Source organism: Alphaproteobacteria bacterium HT1-32, from assembly GCA_009649675.1.
GTDB lineage: Bacteria > Pseudomonadota > Alphaproteobacteria > Rhodospirillales > HT1-32 > HT1-32.
Map to the genome: position 1 here is coordinate 2,008,270 of WJPL01000001.1, position 18,682 is coordinate 2,026,951.

The 18,682-nt window shown below is 59.3% G+C and carries 22 protein-coding genes; 6 read left to right on the top strand and 16 right to left on the bottom strand.

The window, feature by feature from the left end; genetic code table 11:
- Window positions 1-82: 82 nt before the first annotated feature.
- Window positions 83-1,498, bottom strand: coding sequence for a benzoyl-CoA 2,3-epoxidase subunit BoxB (gene boxB, locus GH722_09540; protein MRG72015.1), 1,416 nt, complete (start codon window positions 1,496-1,498; stop codon window positions 83-85).
- A gap of 38 nt (window positions 1,499-1,536) precedes the next feature.
- Window positions 1,537-3,189, bottom strand: a complete 1,653-nt coding sequence (boxC, locus tag GH722_09545; GenBank protein ID MRG72016.1) for a 2,3-epoxybenzoyl-CoA dihydrolase — start codon at window positions 3,187-3,189, stop codon at window positions 1,537-1,539.
- A 77-nt stretch (window positions 3,190-3,266) separates the two neighbouring features.
- On the opposite strand from boxC, the gene GH722_09550 reads away from it, so the two are divergent.
- Window positions 3,267-3,773: a GNAT family N-acetyltransferase gene (locus tag GH722_09550; protein MRG72017.1), complete on the top strand. Its 507-nt coding sequence runs from the start codon at window positions 3,267-3,269 to the stop codon at window positions 3,771-3,773.
- On the top strand, window positions 3,770-4,177 hold the full coding sequence (locus GH722_09555; GenBank protein ID MRG72018.1) for an Rrf2 family transcriptional regulator: 408 nt from the start codon (window positions 3,770-3,772) through the stop codon (window positions 4,175-4,177). Before GH722_09550 ends, GH722_09555 begins: the two co-directional genes overlap by 4 nt.
- Before the next feature lie 48 nt (window positions 4,178-4,225).
- On the opposite strand, the gene GH722_09560 is transcribed toward GH722_09555, so the two are convergent.
- The 3 genes from GH722_09560 to GH722_09570 form a co-directional block, all read right to left on the bottom strand.
- Window positions 4,226-4,435 carry a cold-shock protein gene (locus tag GH722_09560; GenBank protein ID MRG72019.1) on the bottom strand — a complete coding sequence of 70 codons (210 nt, stop codon included), beginning with the start codon at window positions 4,433-4,435 and terminating at the stop codon, window positions 4,226-4,228.
- A 189-nt stretch (window positions 4,436-4,624) separates the two neighbouring features.
- Window positions 4,625-4,834, bottom strand: coding sequence for a cold-shock protein (locus tag GH722_09565; GenBank protein MRG72020.1), 210 nt, complete (start codon window positions 4,832-4,834; stop codon window positions 4,625-4,627).
- Between the two features lie 208 nt (window positions 4,835-5,042).
- Window positions 5,043-5,927 (bottom strand): hypothetical protein, encoded by an 885-nt coding sequence (locus tag GH722_09570; GenBank protein MRG72021.1) that lies wholly within the window; start codon window positions 5,925-5,927, stop codon window positions 5,043-5,045.
- A 52-nt stretch (window positions 5,928-5,979) separates the two neighbouring features.
- Between GH722_09570 and GH722_09575 the strand changes: the two genes are divergently transcribed.
- On the top strand, window positions 5,980-6,477 hold the full coding sequence (locus GH722_09575) for a peptide methionine sulfoxide reductase (GenBank protein ID MRG72022.1): 498 nt from the start codon (window positions 5,980-5,982) through the stop codon (window positions 6,475-6,477).
- A gap of 14 nt (window positions 6,478-6,491) precedes the next feature.
- Here GH722_09575 and GH722_09580 read toward each other — a convergent pair whose 3' ends face one another.
- From GH722_09580 to cobA, 8 genes are all read right to left on the bottom strand, one after another.
- Window positions 6,492-7,010: a hypothetical protein gene (locus GH722_09580; GenBank protein MRG72023.1), complete on the bottom strand. Its 519-nt coding sequence runs from the start codon at window positions 7,008-7,010 to the stop codon at window positions 6,492-6,494.
- Between the two features lie 141 nt (window positions 7,011-7,151).
- Window positions 7,152-7,667, bottom strand: a complete 516-nt coding sequence (gene msrA / locus GH722_09585) for a peptide-methionine (S)-S-oxide reductase MsrA (protein MRG72024.1) — start codon at window positions 7,665-7,667, stop codon at window positions 7,152-7,154.
- A gap of 91 nt (window positions 7,668-7,758) precedes the next feature.
- Complete coding sequence (locus GH722_09590; GenBank protein ID MRG72025.1) at window positions 7,759-8,187, bottom strand: DUF4149 domain-containing protein; 429 nt, start codon at window positions 8,185-8,187, stop codon at window positions 7,759-7,761.
- Between the two features lie 40 nt (window positions 8,188-8,227).
- Window positions 8,228-8,824 carry a protocatechuate 3,4-dioxygenase subunit alpha gene (gene pcaG, locus GH722_09595; protein ID MRG72026.1) on the bottom strand — a complete coding sequence of 199 codons (597 nt, stop codon included), beginning with the start codon at window positions 8,822-8,824 and terminating at the stop codon, window positions 8,228-8,230.
- A 2-nt stretch (window positions 8,825-8,826) separates the two neighbouring features.
- The gene (pcaH, locus tag GH722_09600; protein ID MRG72027.1) at window positions 8,827-9,537 is read right to left on the bottom strand and encodes a protocatechuate 3,4-dioxygenase subunit beta; all 711 of its coding nucleotides are present in this window, start codon (window positions 9,535-9,537) and stop codon (window positions 8,827-8,829) included.
- A 2-nt stretch (window positions 9,538-9,539) separates the two neighbouring features.
- A complete protein-coding gene (pcaC, locus tag GH722_09605; protein ID MRG72028.1) occupies window positions 9,540-9,911 on the bottom strand; it encodes a 4-carboxymuconolactone decarboxylase in 372 nt (123 codons plus the stop codon).
- A gap of 19 nt (window positions 9,912-9,930) precedes the next feature.
- Window positions 9,931-10,731: a 3-oxoadipate enol-lactonase gene (pcaD, locus tag GH722_09610; GenBank protein MRG72029.1), complete on the bottom strand. Its 801-nt coding sequence runs from the start codon at window positions 10,729-10,731 to the stop codon at window positions 9,931-9,933.
- Between the two features lie 74 nt (window positions 10,732-10,805).
- Window positions 10,806-11,669, bottom strand: coding sequence for a uroporphyrinogen-III C-methyltransferase (gene cobA / locus GH722_09615; protein ID MRG72030.1), 864 nt, complete (start codon window positions 11,667-11,669; stop codon window positions 10,806-10,808).
- A 48-nt stretch (window positions 11,670-11,717) separates the two neighbouring features.
- Here cobA and GH722_09620 point away from each other — a divergent pair, with 48 nt between their 5' ends.
- Window positions 11,718-12,803: a cobalt-precorrin-5B (C(1))-methyltransferase gene (locus GH722_09620; protein MRG72031.1), complete on the top strand. Its 1,086-nt coding sequence runs from the start codon at window positions 11,718-11,720 to the stop codon at window positions 12,801-12,803.
- Window positions 12,793-13,563 carry a cobalt-precorrin-6A reductase gene (locus GH722_09625; GenBank protein ID MRG72032.1) on the top strand — a complete coding sequence of 257 codons (771 nt, stop codon included), beginning with the start codon at window positions 12,793-12,795 and terminating at the stop codon, window positions 13,561-13,563. Before GH722_09620 ends, GH722_09625 begins: the two co-directional genes overlap by 11 nt.
- Here GH722_09625 and cobM read toward each other — a convergent pair.
- Complete coding sequence (gene cobM / locus GH722_09630) at window positions 13,545-14,318, bottom strand: precorrin-4 C(11)-methyltransferase (protein ID MRG72033.1); 774 nt, start codon at window positions 14,316-14,318, stop codon at window positions 13,545-13,547. The two genes, GH722_09625 and cobM, sit on opposite strands and share 19 nt — an antisense overlap.
- Before the next feature lie 152 nt (window positions 14,319-14,470).
- Here cobM and GH722_09635 point away from each other — a divergent pair, with 152 nt between their 5' ends.
- A complete protein-coding gene (locus tag GH722_09635; GenBank protein ID MRG72034.1) occupies window positions 14,471-15,484 on the top strand; it encodes a hypothetical protein in 1,014 nt (337 codons plus the stop codon).
- A gap of 15 nt (window positions 15,485-15,499) precedes the next feature.
- Here GH722_09635 and GH722_09640 read toward each other — a convergent pair whose 3' ends face one another.
- Complete coding sequence (locus GH722_09640; GenBank protein MRG72035.1) at window positions 15,500-16,870, bottom strand: HlyD family type I secretion periplasmic adaptor subunit; 1,371 nt, start codon at window positions 16,868-16,870, stop codon at window positions 15,500-15,502.
- Entirely contained in the window at window positions 16,863-18,638 is a 1,776-nt protein-coding gene (locus GH722_09645; GenBank protein MRG72036.1) for a type I secretion system permease/ATPase, read from the bottom strand. The genes GH722_09640 and GH722_09645 overlap by 8 nt, the downstream gene beginning before the upstream one ends.
- Window positions 18,639-18,682: the final 44 nt, after the last annotated feature.

Consider the following 18,682-nt stretch of genomic DNA (forward strand, 5'->3'; position numbering starts at 1 on the left):
TTGTGCGGAGACGGCAAAAGAAAACCTCCCCGGCCGGTCTGGCGGGGGAGGTTAATGTCGTTTTCAGTCTGTGTGGTGCGGGTCAGTTGAACCGGACATACTCGTAATCAATCGGCTGGCCGTTGATCCCCTTCAGGGGCGGGGCAATCCAGGAGGCCATTTTGCCGGGCTCGGTCACGGCTTTCATCAGGGACAGGATGTAAATGCGATCGCTGTCCGTTGGCAGCCACTCACCCTTTTGTTTCTCAAATGCCGCACGGTCGATCACCTTGCCATCCGGGGTCAGGCAACTGTTGGCATAGATGCCGATACCGCGATGGAAACCGCGATGGGGCAGGGTCAGCGTGAAGTCAATTCCGGCGGCGGCAATGGTGCGGTTCCACTTGTCGACACCACGCTGGCAGTCGGCAACATAATCATCGCGCAACCGCTCATTGACCGCGTTCAGGGCAGAGGCGTCGATCATGTGAACCTTGCCGTCCCGGATTTCCGGCACCTTGTAGGTGGCGTCGGTCAGGATATGGTCATCATCGATCCGGGTTTCCTGATAGCGGCCTTTCAGGCCCATTGTGTAGTAGTTCGCTGCGTTGGTGGAGGTTTCCTGCCCGAACAGATCAATCGAAACAGAAAAGTGGAAATTGATGTAGCGCTGAATGGTCGCCAGATCGATACCGCCGAAGCTGCGGACATCATCGGTCTTGTGTTCGTTCATCAGGTCGCAGGCACGCTGGATCACGCGCTGCACCCCGGTCTCGCCGACAAACATATGGTGGGCTTCTTCGGTCAGCATGAAACGGCAGGTACGTGACAGCGGGTCAAACCCGCTTTCGGCCAGCGAGGCGAGCTGATACTTGCCATCCCGGTCGGTGAAGAAGGTGAACATGAAGAAGGACAGCCAGTCCGGGGTTTCTTCGTTGAAGGCCTGAAGGATACGTGGCTTGTCGGCATCGCCGGAATGACGGGCCAGCATTTCCTCGGCTTCTTCGCGGCCATCGCGGCCGAAATAGGCATGCAGCAGATAGACCATCGCCCAGAGGTGACGGCCTTCTTCCACATTGATCTGGAAAAGATTACGCAGATCATAGAGCGACGGGCAGGTGCGGCCGAGATGGCGTTGCTGTTCGACCGATGCCGGTTCCGTATCACCCTGCGTGACGATCAGCCGGCGCAGTTCGGAACGATATTCGCCCGGTACTTCCTGCCAGGCATCCTGACCCTTGTGCATGCCGAAATTGATTTTCCGGTCTGCCTCGCTTGGCGACAGAAACACACCCCAGCGATAATCGGGCATCTTCACATGGCCGTAATTGGCCCAGCCGCCCTTGTCGACGCTGATCGCGGTGCGCAGAAAAACATCGTAATCATGGCTTTCGACGGGTCCAAGCTCGCGCCACCAGCCCTGAAATTCCGGCAGCCATTTCTCCAGCGCGCGCTGGAGACGCCGGTCATTGCCGAGGTCAACATTGTTGGGGATCTTCTCAGAATAATTGATGCCCATGTTCATGATGAAGTCTCCTGTTGCTGGCCTGTGTTCTGTCAGACGCGGTTGGGGTCGAATTCAGCGCGGGTGCCGGTGCCGAACTTGCGCAGGGCGCCAGCTTCACCGACGGCATTGGGCCGCTGGAATATCCAGTTTTGCCATGCGGTCAGGCGGCCAAAGATTTTTGTCTCCATGGTCTCAGGCCCGGCAAAACGCAGGCTGGCTTCCATGCCGGTCAGGCTGTCCGGTGAGAAGGCGGCACGTTCTTCCAGTGCCAGCCGGACTTCATCTTCCCAGTCGATATCGTCGGGGATGAAGGTCACCAGCCCGAGTTCATCAGCATCCTCGGCCAGCAGGTCGCGACCGGTCTCGGCTTCCAGTTCGGCGTACCGCTCGCCATTTTCAAGGAAGCGGGTTTGCAGGCGGGTCAGTCCGTTCCCCATCGGGTAGGGGCCGAAGTTCATGGCCGTCAGGCGCAGCGCGGCCGGTGACTGGTCATCATCTTCAAAGCTGCCATCAAGCATGTAGCTGCGGTCTGCGGCGAGTACGAGTTCAAGCAGGGTGCCGGTAAAGCAGCTGCCCGGCTCGATCAGGGTGATGAGGCTGCGTGAGGTCACATCAAGACGTTTCAGGCAGCGTTTCAGATAAAGCCGGACCTCGCGGATGAACCAGTTGTCAGCCTCTGCGGCCAGCAGATTGTCATAGCTTTCAACCATATGGCCGTCGCCACTGGTGCGCAGGGCCCAGACGCCGATATCTGTTTCGTTCGTCCGCAGATGCAGAATCGCATCATCCAGATCACGGGCCAGCGCCAGCGGCCAGAAGGCAATGCCCTGTTCCTGAGCTGCGGCTGCATTTGCCGGGGCGTCCGCTGTCGGACCCTTGACGGTGAAGGTGGCAACGCGGCTGCTGCGATCAATGCCGACCGACAGGGTGCCATAGGTGATGGTATCGCCCTCTTCCTGACGGGCGACCATCGGCCAGTCAATGCCTGTGGCATCCTTTGGCCGGTCGCTGCGGGCTGCGGATTGACGGGCCTTTTCGGTGACGACCTCGTCAAAACGCGAGCGGGGGACAAGTTCATCGACCAGTCGCCAGTCACGGGCGCGCTTGCCCTTGATTCCTTCTGTTACGGTGCAGAAGAAATCTGCGTGATCCCGGCGGACCATGCGCTTATCGACAACACGGGTCAGGCCGCCGGTGCCCGGCAGTACAGCGAGCAGCGGGACTTCCGGCAGGGAGACGGCGCTGGAGCCGTCATCAACCAGCAGGATTTCATCCGTCGCCAGCGCCAGTTCATATCCGCCACCCGCCGCCGTGCCGTTGATGGCGCAGATATAGCGTTGCTGTGACCCGTCACTGGCATCTTCAATGCCCATACGGGTTTCATTGGTGAATTTGCAGAAGTTGACTTTGTGGGCATGGCTGGACCCGGCCAGCATGGTGATGTTGGCACCGGAACAGAACACCCGGTCCTTGCCGGATGTGATGACAACCGCACCGACTTCCGGATGGCAGAACCGCAGGCGCTGGGTGGCGTCATACAGTTCGATATCGACCCCGAGGTCATAGGAATTCAGTTTCAGGTCATAGCCCGGAACCAGTCCGCCCTTTTCATCGACATCCATGGTCAGGGTCGCGACGTTGCCGTCGATCTCGATCTTCCAGTGTTTGTACTGCCCGGGTTCGGTTCTGAAATCGATGGTCATGGAGGCTTCCCTGTGCGGCGTTCTGATTATCAGGTAAATAGGTACTGTAATGCGTATTTAAGATGACATGACCCCTGATGAATGTCAATATTACCCGTATGGACAATGGGCTGACGACAGAAAACATGACCGGTATGCCGGTGACGATCAGAGCGGCGACGGCATCTGATATTTCGGATGTGCAAAGCCTTGATGAGCGCAATACCGGAATGGACAAGCCGGAATTCTGGGCTGATGCCTTCCGGCGGTATGGGCAGTCCGGGGACGGCGAATTTCTGGTTGCGGAACAGGGTGGCCGGTTTGCCGGTTATATCCTTGGTGAGGTCCGGGCCTGGGAATTCGGCTCTCCGCCCAGTGGCTGGATCTTTGCTTTTGGCGTGGAGCCGGAACGCCGGCTGGCAAAAATCGCAACCCGGCTGTTTGAGGCGATCTGTGATCGCTTTCGTGCGCGGGGGGTCGATCAGGCGCGCAGCATGGTGGCCACCGATGATCATCTGAACCTCGCTTTCCTGCGGGCGCAGGGCATGCGTGGCGGGCCATATCTGCAACTGGAAATGAATCTGAAACCGGGAGAGGATGCATGAGACTGCAAAAGGCTTCCCGATATGCCCTCTATGCGGCGACGGAACTGGCGCGTGATCCGGTCCGGCAGCTATCTGCGGCTGAAATTGCAGCGATATACGATATATCACTGAATCATCTGGCGAAAATTCTGCGGGAACTGGGGCGGGCCGGAATGGTAGAGGCCGTCCGGGGCGTCGGTGGCGGATACAGGTTTATCGCGAATCCGAAGCGGACATCACTTTATGATATTATCGAGTTGTTTGAAGAGCCTGCCGGAGAAGTCTCGAACAGCGGGCTTGAGGGCGCAAAAACACCCGTCGGCAAATCATTGATTGCCGTTACGACAGAAATCGACCTGATTGCCGAAGCAACCCTGCGGTCTATCAGCCTCGCCACATTACTGCGGGATGCTGAAGCAGCCTGAAGCTGTCTCCGCCGGATCGTGAAACCCGGCGGAGACAATATTCAGAGATCAGTCGATGATCTTCAGATCTTCGGCAGACGTCTTGCCATTACGGCCACGCTGCAATTCGAAGCTCACCTTCTGGCCTTCGGTCAGGCTGTCGAGGCCTGCCTGCTGAACAGCGGTGATGTGAACGAAAGCGTCGCTGCCGCCTTCTGAAGGTTCGATGAAGCCATAACCCTTAGTCGGGTTGAACCATTTAACTGTACCAGTAGCCATAAACTTGGTCTTCCTCTAGTGATGTGAGCCATGCAATCTGCATGACCCATTGGGTAGCGTACAAAATTCGAGAGTATCCTTAACCACGTCTGTGGAGACATAACCCCACAAGAACTCTGTAACGCTTGTGGAACTGACAACTGTGTCCTCGCCGCCGAAGCACTGCTTCGATGGAGAAGACATCAGGCATCAGTCGATAATTTTGATCTCTTCCGCAGACGATTTACCGTTCCGACCGCGCTGCAGCTCGAATTCGACCTTCTGACCTTCGGTCAGGCTGTCGAGACCCGCGCGCTGGACGGCGGTAATGTGAACGAATGCATCGCTACCGCCTTCCGACGGTTCGATAAAGCCAAACCCCTTGGTGGGGTTGAACCATTTAACAGTGCCAGTAGCCATAGACTTAGTCTTCCTCTAACAAAAAGCGGACCACGCAAATACGCGCAACCCATGGATCGTCGTTCTCAATGTCAGGGGAGTTCTAACCTACGCGACGGGCGCGGAGTGAAAGCGCCACAGAACACAGAAACGCACGGAGGCTGGTTATACGCTTTTTTTCAATCTGCGCAACAAAACTCTTGAAAACCGGGAATATTCAGATCGCAAATCAATTCTGACGCAATATCTTGTTGATCCAGGCCATCATTACACCTTCAGCGGTGAGGGTTGCAGCGGCATTGTAGCCAATCGTCGCGCCGCAGCAACCGCCTGGTTTTGACGCGTTTCTCACGTCCGGACGATAGCGGATTTCCGCGCCGATGGAATCAAATGAGTGATGTGCCTGCGGAAACAGATGTACAGTGAAATCACCCCCGGCACGCCGCGTTGCAGCCTGCAAAGAGAGGACATTGCGGGCCGGTGTCCAGTCATCTGCTTCGCCGGAGAGCAGCAGAAGCGGGATGGATGGCAGAAACGGACGGGTGCGTTCTGGCCCGGAGACAACCAGCGCATTGGCGTAAAAACCAACGGCAAACCTGAAACCTCCCTCCGCTGGTTGCGGCCGGTCAAGCAAGTGCAGAACGACGCGTCCGCCATTCGACCAGCCGATCAGTCCGATTTGTTTCGGATCGATTCGCGGTTCTGCCTGCAGGATCACGAGTGCGGCCCGGGCATCGGCAGTCCGGGCGCGGCTGGCCGGCAGTTTTTCTTTTCCGGTGCAGATTTCCCGGATATTGCGACCCGTAAAACTGTCGACAGCAAGCGTTGCAAATCCCGCTCTTTGAAACCGCTCTGCCCAGTGCCGGTACTTTTTCTGCGGTTGTCCCCTGCCGGTCAGCAACCCGCCGCAGCCATGCATCATGATGATGGCAGGCCGGGGGCCGGCTACAGCAGGAACGTCGAGAAATGCCGATATCCGGTCCCGGTGTGTCAGCCCGTCACTGGCAAGCCAGGTGCTGGAGACGGAGATCGTCTCCGCTGCATTCAGCTCCCCGCAGAGTGCAAGCAGCAGGATGACTGCACGGGATCCCCGAAGCATGGCATTCATCAGCATCGACGCAGGCTCCCGGTGGTTTGATCAGGTGAGATCACTTATGATCCGGGGAATGGAAAATGTAATCTCAAAAATCGGTTTTGGCGGCGGCTGCCACTGGTGCACGGAGGCGGTTTTTCAGGCGGTGCGGGGGGTGAGCCGGACAGAACAGGGTTTCATCCGGTCTGAGCCACCCTGCGACAGCTGGTCCGAAGCGGTTATTGTTCATTATGACGAAGCTGAAATCAGCCTCACCCCGCTGATTGAAATTCATCTGCGCACCCATGCCAGCAGATCCGCCCATTCCCTGCGGGGCAAATACCGCAGTGCCATCTACAGTTTCACGGCAGATCAGCAGAAAGCCGCAAAGGATATTCTGACAGGCCTGCAACCCGGATTTGACGAGAAGCTGGTGACACAGGTCTTGCCCTTTGCCGGGTTCCGGGCGTCAGACGAGCGGTTTCATAACTATTATGAGCAGGGGCCGGAACGCCCTTTCTGCCGGACTTATATCGACCCGAAGCTTGTGGTGCTGCGGGAACGGTTCGCAAGGCATGTTCACGAGGGGTGAGATGCCGGCAGGCTTCAGCGGTCAGTTGTCCCTGCCGGTCGTCGCCGAAATTCGGCAACGGCGGCGAAAACCACGGCAAAGAGGATATGACCGGCGAGCGCAACCCATGTGATGCCGGTGAAGCCGAGGAAAGCGGGATTTCCCGCCACCAGATGCGCCATGATATACAGCGCGAATATCCAGAGCCCGACGCCATACAGGACAGATCCCGGCAGCCATGAGATTCCCGGGGTCAGCCGGGCCAGAACCGGGTGGGCGATGAACAGCCATCCGACCGGGTAGGCGACCATTCCCGCCATGTAATGAAGAAAGTGAGCGCCCGGAGAGTAGGGTTCACCAAACAGGACCGTGATCACATTGTTTGCCAGCGGCACCGGCGCAAGGCCAGAAAACCCGAGCATCGGGCTGATACTCTGTCCATAAAAGTCAAATGCGACTGTCGCCAGTGCGCCCCCGAACATCGCGGTCACGAGTGTATGCCGGTCCAGCCGGAAGGCGGTCTGGCTGTTTGCTCTCGACTTGTCTTGTTCCATCACATCATCGCTTCCGTAAAGACTGAGACCAGACGACAAGTAGCACCGCCTGATCCCGGGAGGAAATCAAACTAACGCGATGGGCTGTGATGGGGCCGGCTGACCGATGCCGCCGACTTCTGTTACGGCATCCGGACGGTATCAACCGGCATTGGCATGCCGGGGCAGCTTCCAGCCCGGCCGCGGGAAATGACAGGTATAGCCGTTGGGAATGCGCTGCAGATAGTTCTGATGCTCCGGCTCGGCCTCCCAGAAATCCCCGACAGGCTCGACTTCCGTAACCACCTTGCCGGGCCACAGGCCGGAAGCGTCGACATCGCGGATCGTTGTTTCAGCGACTTCTTTCTGGCTGTCGCTGGTGTAATAGATCGCGGAGCGATAGCTGCTGCCCATATCATTGCCCTGCCGGTTGACGGTCGAGGGGTCATGAATCTGGAAGAAGAATTCAAGTATCGCCCGGAAATCGGTCTGTGCCGGATCGAAAATGACCTCAATGGCTTCCGCATGGCTCCCGTGATTACGGTAGGTGGCGTTCGGCACGTCGCCGCCGCTATAGCCGACACGGGTGGAAATGACGCCGGGCTGCCTGCGGAAGAGATCTTCCATTCCCCAGAAGCATCCGCCGGCCAGAACGGCTCTTTCAGTGGTCTCGCTCATGTTTTGATCCTCTCGCTCGAAAGCTCAGAAATAGGTGTCTCCGCGCCTGCATTCCAGACCGGTAACAGCTGGCGCACGCAGTTGTGTATGGTCAGGCGATCCGTACCAGCACCGTCAGCACGGCGAGAAGCTGAACCAGATTGATGGCAACGCTCAGTCTGTGCAGACGTTTGAAGCTGGTTGTCGCGGGGCCGGACTCCTCAGCGTTCTTCTGATCCCGGACAGCGTCAATCCGGGGCATCAGAATTTGCCGGGAGACCCAGAACAGACCAGCCACTGCGGCGAGAATAACGGCGTCGACCTCATGCGTGAAGGTGATCGTCAGTGTCGCCAGCGCGGATATGACGCCCATATACAGATAATAAACCGGGAACATCTTGCGGATCAAAACACCGGAAACTTCGGGTTTCAGGGCGGTGAAAATTACCGGTGTGACAACCAGCGCAAAAAACAGCATACCGCCGAAAATGGCGGCTACCAGAACCAGTCCTGTCAGGTCTGACACCGTTGCAATATCCATCAGTCTGATCTGTTCCTTTCAGTTCTGCCCCGCAAGTGGTTCAGGCGTCGAAGAATACGGTCTCCTGTTCGCCCTGCAGATGAATGTCGAACCGGTAAACCGGCTGTCCTGACCGGTCGAGCCGGGTGGCGACCAGTGTCTCCCGCCGGTCTGCCGGGGCCAGTGCCAGCACCGGGTCTGTGGCGTTGGCATCGGTCTCGTCAGGGAAGTAGATGCGGGTGAAGGTATGGTTCGGCATGCCACGGGAAAACAGGGTCAGGCTGATATGCGGTGCCTGCAGGCTGTTGCCCCGACCCGGTACAGGACCGGGTTTGATGGTGTCAAAATGGAAACGGCCTTCGGCATCCGTACCGGTCCGGCCAAAGCCGTGAAAGCCCGGGTCGGCTGCCACTTCGTCACGATTGTCTTCCGGATGGTCGTAACGTCCGGCAGCATTGGCCTGCCAGATTTCCAGCATGGCATCGCTGACCGGCGCGCCGTTGCCGTCATAGACAACGCCTTCAATCCGGATGCGTTCGCCCTGGGTTGAATCGGTCAGCAGGTTGTTACCTGCAACGCCGGTCCGGCCATAGGCTTCCGGTGTCAGGCCATAGGCAAAGAACGGTCCGACGGTCTGTGATGGGGTTTGTTTTGGCATTCCTAGTTCTCCATCGGGGTAGCGTTGCGACCGCGCAGGACAATGTCGAATCGATAGCCCAGCGCCCAGTTCGGTTCCGTCAGATCAAGTTCAAACCCCGCCACCATCGCCTGACGGGCGTCTTCGTCGGCAATGGCATTGAAGATCGGATCGTAAGCCAGCAGCGGGTCGCCCGGAAAATACATCTGGGTGACAAGGCGGTTAAGGATGCTGGTCCCCATCAGGGAGAAATGAATATGCGGCGGTCGCCAGGCGTTGTGATGATTTGGCCATGGATAGGCCCCGGGCCGGATGGTCTGGAACCGGTAGGTGCCGTCTGCATCGGTGACACATTTTCCGGCACCCAGAAAATTCGGGTCGAGCGGTGCGTCATGCTTGTCGTTCACATGAACATAGCGTCCGGTAGCATTGGCCTGCCAGATTTCGACCAGACTGTTGGCAATGCCACGGCCGTTTTCATCCATCACCTTGCCGGTAACGATAATCCGTTCACCAATCGGCTCGCCGTTGCGCCGGGCGTTTGTGGTCAGGTCGGCATCTTCCTGTGTCACGGCAGCATAGCCCAGCGCAGGACCGGTGGTCTCGGACAGGGTCTGCGGCATTATAATCGGTGCCCGGGTCGGGCCACGCAGCTGCGTCGATTTATAACCGGGTTCACGGTAGGGCGACATGCGGCCCCAGTCGCGGGCGCTGATTTCCTGGTCGCTGGACATGATCAGGCGGCTCCTTCTGATGTCGGTTCCGGTGTGATGCCCAGTTCTTCCCGGGCAATGGCAATGGCGCGGTTGGCGGCCGGTACACCGGCATAGACCGCGACATGAAACAGGGCTTCCTTGATGTCATCCGCCGTCGCACCGGTGTTGCGGCTGGCGCGGATATGCATCGCGAATTCCTCCCAGTGGCCGAGACTGGCAAGGATAACCAGTGTCAGCAGGCTGCGGGTCGGACGGTCCAGCCCCGGGCGGGTCCAGACAGAACCCCATGCACCTTCGGTAATGAAGGTCTGGAAATCCGTATCGAAGGCAGTCTTGCGGGATTCAGCCCGGTCCACATGCGCATCACCAAGGACGGCACGGCGCACTTTCATGCCGGCTTCATAGCGATCATCAGACAAGGTTGTTCTCCTTCAGGAAGCTTTCAATCAGTCCGGCCATGATCTCCGGCTGTTCAACGCATGGCAAGTGACCGACGCCGTCGATCACCTCAAAGCGGGCGCCGTCGATCAGATCGGCCAGTGCGCGTACCATTGCCGGTGTCGTGGCACCATCGTCAGAACCGACAATGCACATTGTCGGGATATTGATGTTGCGGGTTGAGTCCGTCATGTCGGCGTCGCGGATGGCGGTACTGACACCGACATATCCTTCTGCCGGTGTGCGGACCAGCATGTTGCGATAGCCAGCCAGTTCCGCAGTGCGGGATGCCCGGAACCCGGGTGAGAACCAGCGTTCCATAACTGCATCACCCATCGGCTCAATCCCGCCTTTGGTGATGGCGTCGATCCGCTGGTCCCACATTTCCTTTGGCCCGATGACATTGGCCGTATCCGACAGCACCAGTGCCCGGATCAGGTCCGGTCGTTTCGACCAGAGACCCTGCGCAATGATTCCGCCGACAGACAGACCGACAAAAATCGCATCATTCATGCCGTGATGGTCCATCAGCGATTCAATATCACCGACCAGCTGGTCCATGCTGTAGGGGCCGGGAGGCATGCCGGACAGACCATGGCCGCGCTTGTCGTAAGTCAGGATACGGAAACCGTCAGGCAGTGCCTCAATGACCTTGTCCCATGTACGAAAATCGGTCCCCAGTGAATTGGCGAAGACCAGAGCCGGGCCGTCTTTCGGTCCGGTGATGGAATAATGGTGGGTAAGATCGCCAATGCTGATGAATGCCAAAGTCATCCCTCCTGATTTATGTCGATGTTTATTCTTTGATATCTAAGTATGTCGCCGGAAGGAAGTCAGAACTGAGCAGGCTAACCCGTTTCAGTGTGGTTCCGGCCATAACCTTCGTTGAGAGGATCGGGGTTCAGAACCCGTCCGTCAATTGCACCCAGCCAGTCCAGTGCCGACCGCAGGCGGACAATGTTGCCAACAACAAAAATCGACGGTGCGGTGACGGATTGTTCAATCACATCAATGGCGGCACGTCCCAGCGTTGTTTCGACAACCCGCTGATGTTCCGTGGTTGCGCTGCCGACAAAGGCGGCGGGTTCATCGGGGCTGCGGCCACCGGCCATCAGTTTTGCCGCGATTCGTTCCGCATGCTTGATTGCCATATAGATCACCAGTGCGGGCGATCCCTTGGCAAGACTATCCCAGTCGATGCAGTCCGGAACCTCGCCGGAGGCACTGTGACCGGTGACGAAGGTGATTGCGGAATTGGTATCGCGATGGGTGGCCGGAATTCCGGCATAAGCCAGTCCGCCAATTCCGGCGGTTACACCCGGAACCAGCCGGAAGGGTATGCCGGCCCGGACCAGTGCCAGTGCTTCTTCGCCGCCCCGCCCGAAAACAAAGGGATCGCCCCCCTTCAGGCGGCAGACCCGCTTGCCAGCCTGTGCCAGCTTAATAATCCGGTTTGATATGTCCGGCTGCTTCGGCGACGGTTTTCCCCCGCGCTTTCCGGCATAGACCAGTTCAGCCATGTTACCGGCAAGCCGGAGAATACGTTCATCGACCAGCGCATCATAGATGATGACATCGGCAGACCGCAGGGCATGCAGGGCGTGCAGGGTCAGCAGACCCGGGTCTCCCGGCCCCGCTCCGACAAGCCAGACCCATCCCGCCTGAAATTCCGGCAGGTCGGGTAGCAGAAGGTCATTGCGTGAAGTCGTCATTCAAGAGAGCCTATATCGATTCACCGGGATCATGGCTAGATTTGCGACATGGCTCAACGTAAACCCGACGTACCCCTGAAAAAGGGCTGGACGACAGGCGCCTGTGCGGCTGCGGGTGCCCGTGCGGCCTGGCGATTTCTGCTGACTGGCGAGCGGCAGGAGTCGGTGCGTGTCAGCCTGCCGAAAGGGGTTAGCCCCGAATTTACCCTGTCACGGCTGGAACGGACGGGTGATGCCGTAACAGCAGGCATTATCAAGGATGCGGGGGATGATCCGGATGTGACGCATGGGGCGGAAATAATTACCACCGTACGGGCCGGGGCTCCCGGGTCTGGTATCACCTTTGCGGCGGGAGAAGGGGTTGGTCATGTGACCCTGCCCGGTCTGCCGCTGGCGGTCGGGGAACCGGCGATCAATCCGAAACCGCGGGAAATCATCGCGGCCAACCTGGCGGAAGTTGCCGAAGAACTGGATGCGGTTTGTGATCTGCATGTCACTGTCTCGATTCCCGGTGGCGAGGCGCTGGCGGTGAATACGGCCAATGGTCGTCTCGGGATTCTCGGTGGCCTCAGCATCCTCGGTACAACAGGCGTGGTCGTGCCCTATTCCTGCGCCTCCTGGATACATTCCATTCATCGTGGCATCGACGTGGCGCGGGCCGCCGGGATCGATCATATCGCGGGTTCCACCGGCCGGACATCCGAGGAGACCGTGCGCAATCTGTTCGGCCTGCAGGAACAGGCCCTGATCGATATGGGTGATTTCGCGGGTGGTATGCTGAAATATCTCCGACGGAAACCGATACCGAAGCTGACCATTGCGGGTGGTTTCGGCAAGCTGGCAAAACTGGCGGATGGCGAGATGGACCTGCATTCATCGCGCAGCCGGGTCAACACGGCGATGCTGGCCCGCTGGCTGGCGGAGGCGGGGGCTGACAAACCGATGGTTGAGGCGGCTGCGGCCTGTACGGCTGCAGGGCAGGTGCTGGCGCTGGCAGAGGGTTATCAGCCGATGCTGGCAGAACGCTGTGCCCGTGGAGCGCGTGAAGTCGCGCTGGCGACCCTCTCCGGTGACGTGTCCGTCGATGTGCTGGTGATCGACCGGGCCGGGAACCAGCTGGCTCATGTCGACTGAACGACGGCCCCATATCCTGATTCTGGGCGGTACAGGTGAGGCTGCGGCGCTGGCCCGTGCCATTGACCGGGAATGGAGCGAGGCAGTGCGCCTGACATCATCCCTGGCTGGCCGGGTGGAAAAACCGGGGCCCCTGCCGGGTCATGTCCGGGTTGGTGGCTTTGGCGGCGTTGCAGGGCTGGTGGCTTATCTGCGGGATGAACAGGTGGACCTGCTGATTGATGCCACCCATCCCTTTGCCGACAGGATATCGTCTCATGCACGGCAGGCAGCAGAAATGGCGGGTCTGCCGCGCCTTGGATTTGCTCGTCCGCTCTGGCGGCGTGATCCGGTTGACCGATGGATCGAGGTGGAGACGGTGGAACAGGCAGCCCGTGCGGCAGGTGATATCTCGAAGCGGGCGTTTCTGACTGTTGGCCGGACCGAGATTGCCCCCTTCGCACAATCCGGAGATGTCTGGTTTCTGGTCCGGCTGGTTGACCCTCCGGAAGCTCCGCTGCCGTTGCAGAACCATGAGACCGTGATTGCCCGTGGTCCCTTCACGGTTGCCGGTGAACGTGAGCTGATGCTGCATCACCGGATTGATCTGCTGATTACCAAAGCCAGCGGTGGTGCGGCGACGGAGGCAAAAATTCTGGCGGCACGGGAAGCGGATATTCCGGTGCTGATGGTTCGCAGACCACGGCCAGAACCGGGGCGCCGGGTCAGCGACGTGGAGTCGGCTATGGCATGGATCCGCGATCAGTCAGGGCTGGTCTGAGCTTTCGGCCGCAACACATGATGGTGTGCGGCATCGTAAAGTTTTGAATCGGTGAAGGCGGCATCACCGAAGACAGCGCCAACCATAATCAGGGCTGTTCGGGTAACGCCGGATTCCTTCACTTTGTCCCGAATGTCACTCAGGGTGCCCTTCAGGAACAACTGGTCCGGCCAGCCAACGCGATAGGCAATGACCACCGGACAATCTGCCCCATAAATCGGCGACAGGTCACGGACCACCTTTGCGATATTGTTGATCGACAGATGCAAAGCCAGTGTTGGCCGTCCGGCCGCAAGGTTTGCCAGTTCCTGTCCTTCCGGCATGGAGGATGAACGCACGGCAGTCCGTGTCACCAGAACGGCCTGGCTGACATCCGGCAGTGTCAGTTCCGTCTTCAGTTCGGCGGCAGCCGCAGCAAAGGCCGGGACGCCGGGGGTGATGTCATAGGGAATGTCGAGTGCATCCAGCCTGCGCATCTGTTCGGCGATGGCGCCATAGATTGACGGATCACCGGAATGGACACGGGCAACATCCTGCCCGCGATCATGGGCTGCCTGTATTTCGCTGATGATCTCGTCGAGATGAAGGGGCGCGGTATCAATGACCCGTGCGTCAGGCCGGGCGGCGGCAACGATCTCCGCCGGCACCAGCGATCCGGCATACAGCACCACGGGGGCCGCTTCGATCAGCCGGAGGCCACGAACGGTAATCAGATCGGGTGCGCCGGGGCCGGCGCCAATGAAATGGACGGTCATCATTCTGCTTTCTGTTTCCCGGTCCCGCTTAAAGCAGAAGACGGGGGTGGTCCAGACCCAGCCGGTAATGACCGCTACAGTGGCCCGCATTGACGGCGTTGTCTGCTGCCGTGATAGTTCGCGGATTATTCTCCATGCTTCACGGGATGCAGATGCAGAATATTCTTCACATCACCAACGGTGACGGGGCGGGGGACCTGCTGACAGCCTCGACCCTGCCCGGCGATGTTCTGCCCTGGCGGGACACGATGCATCAGGGACCGTTTCCTGACATTGACGATATTGATGAGGTGAGCCGGGTCCGGGCGAAATTTCTTGCCGGTGAGGCATTGCCGGTTGATGCCGTGCAGGCGGACATGCTGGCCCGGAACAATCTTTTGCGGCTGGCGGCAGACAGGGATGAAGTGATCCTGTGGTTTGAGCATGACCTGCTGGACCAGCTTCAGCTTGTGCAGATCCTCGACTGGTTCTCAAAGCCGGAACGGCGACCGGGCAAACTGACCCTGATCTGTATTGATGACTATCCCGGTATCGTGCCGTTTCGGGGACTGGGACAGCTTTCACCACCTCAGATCGCCGGGCTTGTTGAGCAGAGAGTGCCGGTTGATGCGGTCATGATGGATGTTTCTGTCCGCGTCTGGTCGGCCTTTCGCAAAGAGCAGCCGACAGACCTGTTCGATATTCTGGGGTCAGATATGACGGCCCTGCCCTTTCTGGCACCGGCACTCCGGCGTCATCTGCAGGAGTTTCCGTCATCCGGCAGTGGCCTGACACGAACCGAACAGCAGTTGCTGGAGATCGCCGCAGAGGGGCCGGTCGGGCCGGGGCATCTGTTTCGTGAGAATATGGCACGCGAAGACAGGCTGCATATGGGGGACTGGCAGACTTTTGATCGCATCGCCCGTCTGATGGATACGGGCTGTCCGCTTCTGCGGACTGTCAGTGGTGATGCCTTTCTTTATCCACCTGTCGACAACCTGTTGCGTGATGATTTTCTGGCGCAGCAACTGGAACTGACGCCGGAAGGCCTGGCGGCGCTGTCCGGAGATCTGGAGCCGGGACGTATCCGGCGGCATGAATGGCTGGGTGGTGTCGAACTTCGCTCCGGTCAGATGCTCTGGACATGGTCAGAGAGAGAGCAGTGCCTCCGGCATCTCAGGTTTTGAAGCGGTCAGCCAGCATCATTCCCGCAGTGATTTCTGGAAGCTCTGGATCAGCGGCTGGGTGACATAATCCATGAATGTCCGTTCTCCGGTGACGATCAGCACTTCTGCCTGCATGCCCGGCTGCAGGATGGCGCCGGGTATGACGGAACCCACATCTTCGGTCAGCTCGATCCGGGTCAGGTAATAGGTATCGCCGGTCTTCTCATCTTCGATCCCGTCCGCAGACACACCGATGACCCGGCCTTTTACCGGCGCGGAACTGCGCTGGCTGAAGGCTGACAGGCGGATTTCAGCCGTCAGACCAATATTGACCACATCGATATCTGACGGCTGCACACGTGCTTCGACAATCAGCTTGTCGCCGGTGGGAACCATCTCCATCAGCGGCTCACCGGGACGGATAACACCACCATCCGTAAAGACCGTGGAATTGACGATGGTGCCGGCGATGGGGGCGCGGATGGTCGTCCGGCGGAGCACGTCCTCGGCGCTGCGTAACTGCTCGCGGACTTCAAACAACTGGGACTGGATGTCGCGCAGGTCGGAGATCACAGAATTCAGAAACTCGGTGCGGATCTCGTTGATCCGGATCTGTGTCTCGCCGATGCTCTGACGGGTGCGGGCGATTTCTGACCGGTGGGCGGCGCGTGATCCGGCAATCTGGGAGGCTTCACGCTTCTTTTCCAGCAGACGCGGTTTGCGGCCGAGCCCCTGTGCGTTCAGGGTCTCCAGGTCCCGGATTTCTTCCTCAATCAGCGCGATCTGACGGTTTTCTGAGGATATCTGTTCCTGTAGCCCGCTGATTTCTTCCTCAAACTGGGCAATCTGCTGTTCCAGAATGGATTGCTGGCCGGTCTGGGCGTTCAGCCGCGCCCGGAACATATTTTCCTGACCTGTCAGAATTCCGCGGACCGCAGGGTCATCCATCCGGCTGGTCAGTTCTTCCGGAAAGGACAGGTTGTTCAGGCCGTCCCGTTCGGCAATCAGGCGGGTTTCCTCGGCCAGAAAACTGTCGCGCCGTGAACGCAGGGTCTGAACGGCAGAGCGGGCCTGTGTGTCTTCCAGCGTCACCAGCACCTGACCGGCATCGACCAGATCGCCATCCCGCGCCGCAATCGATTTGACGATGCCACCTTCGAGATGCTGGATGACCTTCTTGTTGCCCGCAACACTGACCACGCCGGGAGCAACCGCCGCACTGGACAGGCTGGCGGTCACCGCCCAGGCACCGAACAGCCCGAAGAACAGGCCGATCACCAGCACACCGCCAAGCACAGGTGCTGTCAGGTTGGGACGTGGCGGCAGGGTGGCCGGGCTGCCTGTTGTCGCGGCCATTGGCGTCGCAAGGCCGGTTGCGGCGGGGCGGGTCAGGGCATTATCAGCCATTACGGGGCTCCCCGCCGGGTTGTGCCGGTGCTATTCTCGGAGATGTTTCCTGCGCTTCGATTTTTGGTTCTTTTACCGTGGCTTTCTGTGTGGCGGCGGACATCTTGCTCATGATCTCGTCACGGGTGCCGAACAGATGCAGGCGTCCCTTGTTCAGAACCAGCACCCGGTCAATGAAACGCAGCAGGTTGGGGCGGTGTGAAATCAGGATGGCGGTGACGCCGGCCTGTTTCAGATAGGCCAGGGCCCGCAGCAACGCTTCTTCGCCTTCTGTATCAAGATTGGAATTCGGCTCGTCGAGGACCACCAGCCTTGGTGCGCCATACAGCGCGCGGGCCAGGCCGATACGCTGGCGCTGGCCACCGGACAGCCCGGCACCCCCGTCACCGATTTCGGTGTCGTAGCCATCCGGCAGACCCAGAATCAGATCATGTACCTGTGCCTGTCTTGCGGCGAGGATGACAGCCTGCGGATCAGCCGGGCCCATTCGGGCGATATTGTCCTGTATGGTGCCATCAAACAGCTCGATATTCTGTGGCAGATAACCGATATGCCGGCCAAGGTCATCGGCATCCCAGGCAGCAACATCCATACCGTCAAGTCGGGCGACACCGGCAGAGGGCAGCAGGTTGCCGATCAGAATGCGGGCGAGGGTGGTCTTGCCGGATGCTGTGGGGCCGATCATGGCAAGGCTTTCACCCGGTGCCAGTTCAAAGCTGATATTCCGCAGGGCCGGTTCTGCTCCCGGCTTGTGCGCGAACGAAACCGCCTCAACCTTTACCCGGCCTTCCGGTTGCGGCAGCGGCATACCCGCCTCGCGGCCATCGTCGGCAAGATGGGTCTTGATCCGGGCGTAGGCAGCCCGCGCGCCGACAAATCCTTTCCAGGCACCGATGGCCTGTTCCACGGGTGCCAGCGCACGCCCCATGATGATGGATCCGGCAATCATCGCGCCCGGCGACAGCTCACCCTCAAGCGCCAGATAGGCACCGAGACTGAGAACGCCGATCTGCAGGCAGAACCGGATGAACTTCGATAACGCGGTCAGTCCGCCGCTGAGGTTGCTGGCCCGGGACTGCAGATCGATGGATTTTGCGTTTTCGGTCTGCCAGCGGCTGACAATGTTCGGCAGCATACCCATGCCGTTGATGACATCCGCGTTGCGCACGGCGGCTTCGGCCCGGCGCATGGCCTGCGCATAGGCACCGTTGGCTTCCCCCAGCATACCCCGGGTAACGGTCTCGTTGGTGACGGCAATCGCGAACAGCAGCACCGCACCGATCAGTGATAACCAGCCCAGCCAGGGGTGCAGCAGGAACATGGCGGCGAGGAATATCGGTGCCCAGGGCGCATCCATCAGCGGAAAGACACCACTGCCGGACAGGAAGCTGCGGAGGGTGCCGAGATCACGCAGCACCTGTGCAGAGCCACCCCGGCTGTCCATCAGCGCGCGTGTCACGGCGGCCCCCAGTAACTGGCCGCCCAGTCGCTGATCCAGCCAGCTTGAAACCCGGACCAGAACGACCGTCCGCAGACCGTCCAGTAAAGCGAGAACCATGAGGGCAGCAATGGCGACGATCAGCAGGGCAATCAGCGTCTCGATGCTGCGGCTCGACAACACCCGGTCGAAAAGCTGCATCATGTAGATCGGCGAGGTCAGCATGCAGAGATTGACGCCGAGGCTGAAGACAGCCACGACGACAAAGCCCCGGCGACAGGCGCCAAGGGCTTCGGTAAGAGCATTCTTTGCGGGTTGGGGCTGCGCCAAGTCAGTTATCCATCAGTCATGTGGCGACAGTCTAGCGGGTCTTG

Bases quoted from the DNA above. Each gene is read 5' to 3' on its own strand.
- pcaH (MRG72027.1), bottom strand. From the start codon at position 9,537: ATGTCCAGCGACCAGGAAATCAGCGCCCGCGACTGGGGCCGCATGTCG.
- pcaD (MRG72029.1), bottom strand. From the start codon at position 10,731: ATGACTTTGGCATTCATCAGCATTGGCGATCTTACCCACCATTATTCC.
- GH722_09625 (MRG72032.1), top strand. From the start codon at position 12,793: ATGTCGACTGAACGACGGCCCCATATCCTGATTCTGGGCGGTACAGGT.
- cobA (MRG72030.1), bottom strand. From the start codon at position 11,669: ATGACGACTTCACGCAATGACCTTCTGCTACCCGACCTGCCGGAATTT.
- boxB (MRG72015.1), bottom strand. From the start codon at position 1,498: ATGGGCATCAATTATTCTGAGAAGATCCCCAACAATGTTGACCTCGGC.
- GH722_09620 (MRG72031.1), top strand. From the start codon at position 11,718: ATGGCTCAACGTAAACCCGACGTACCCCTGAAAAAGGGCTGGACGACA.
- GH722_09555 (MRG72018.1), top strand. From the start codon at position 3,770: ATGAGACTGCAAAAGGCTTCCCGATATGCCCTCTATGCGGCGACGGAA.
- boxC (MRG72016.1), bottom strand. From the start codon at position 3,189: ATGACCATCGATTTCAGAACCGAACCCGGGCAGTACAAACACTGGAAG.
- pcaG (MRG72026.1), bottom strand. From the start codon at position 8,824: ATGCCAAAACAAACCCCATCACAGACCGTCGGACCGTTCTTTGCCTAT.
- GH722_09565 (MRG72020.1), bottom strand. From the start codon at position 4,834: ATGGCTACTGGCACTGTTAAATGGTTCAACCCCACCAAGGGGTTTGGC.
- GH722_09550 (MRG72017.1), top strand. From the start codon at position 3,267: ATGAATGTCAATATTACCCGTATGGACAATGGGCTGACGACAGAAAAC.
- cobM (MRG72033.1), bottom strand. From the start codon at position 14,318: ATGACCGTCCATTTCATTGGCGCCGGCCCCGGCGCACCCGATCTGATT.
- GH722_09560 (MRG72019.1), bottom strand. From the start codon at position 4,435: ATGGCTACTGGTACAGTTAAATGGTTCAACCCGACTAAGGGTTATGGC.
- GH722_09570 (MRG72021.1), bottom strand. From the start codon at position 5,927: ATGCTGATGAATGCCATGCTTCGGGGATCCCGTGCAGTCATCCTGCTG.
- GH722_09580 (MRG72023.1), bottom strand. From the start codon at position 7,010: ATGGAACAAGACAAGTCGAGAGCAAACAGCCAGACCGCCTTCCGGCTG.
- GH722_09635 (MRG72034.1), top strand. From the start codon at position 14,471: ATGCAGAATATTCTTCACATCACCAACGGTGACGGGGCGGGGGACCTG.
- msrA (MRG72024.1), bottom strand. From the start codon at position 7,667: ATGAGCGAGACCACTGAAAGAGCCGTTCTGGCCGGCGGATGCTTCTGG.
- GH722_09575 (MRG72022.1), top strand. From the start codon at position 5,980: ATGGAAAATGTAATCTCAAAAATCGGTTTTGGCGGCGGCTGCCACTGG.
- pcaC (MRG72028.1), bottom strand. From the start codon at position 9,911: ATGAAAGTGCGCCGTGCCGTCCTTGGTGATGCGCATGTGGACCGGGCT.
- GH722_09640 (MRG72035.1), bottom strand. From the start codon at position 16,870: ATGGCTGATAATGCCCTGACCCGCCCCGCCGCAACCGGCCTTGCGACG.
- GH722_09590 (MRG72025.1), bottom strand. From the start codon at position 8,187: ATGGATATTGCAACGGTGTCAGACCTGACAGGACTGGTTCTGGTAGCC.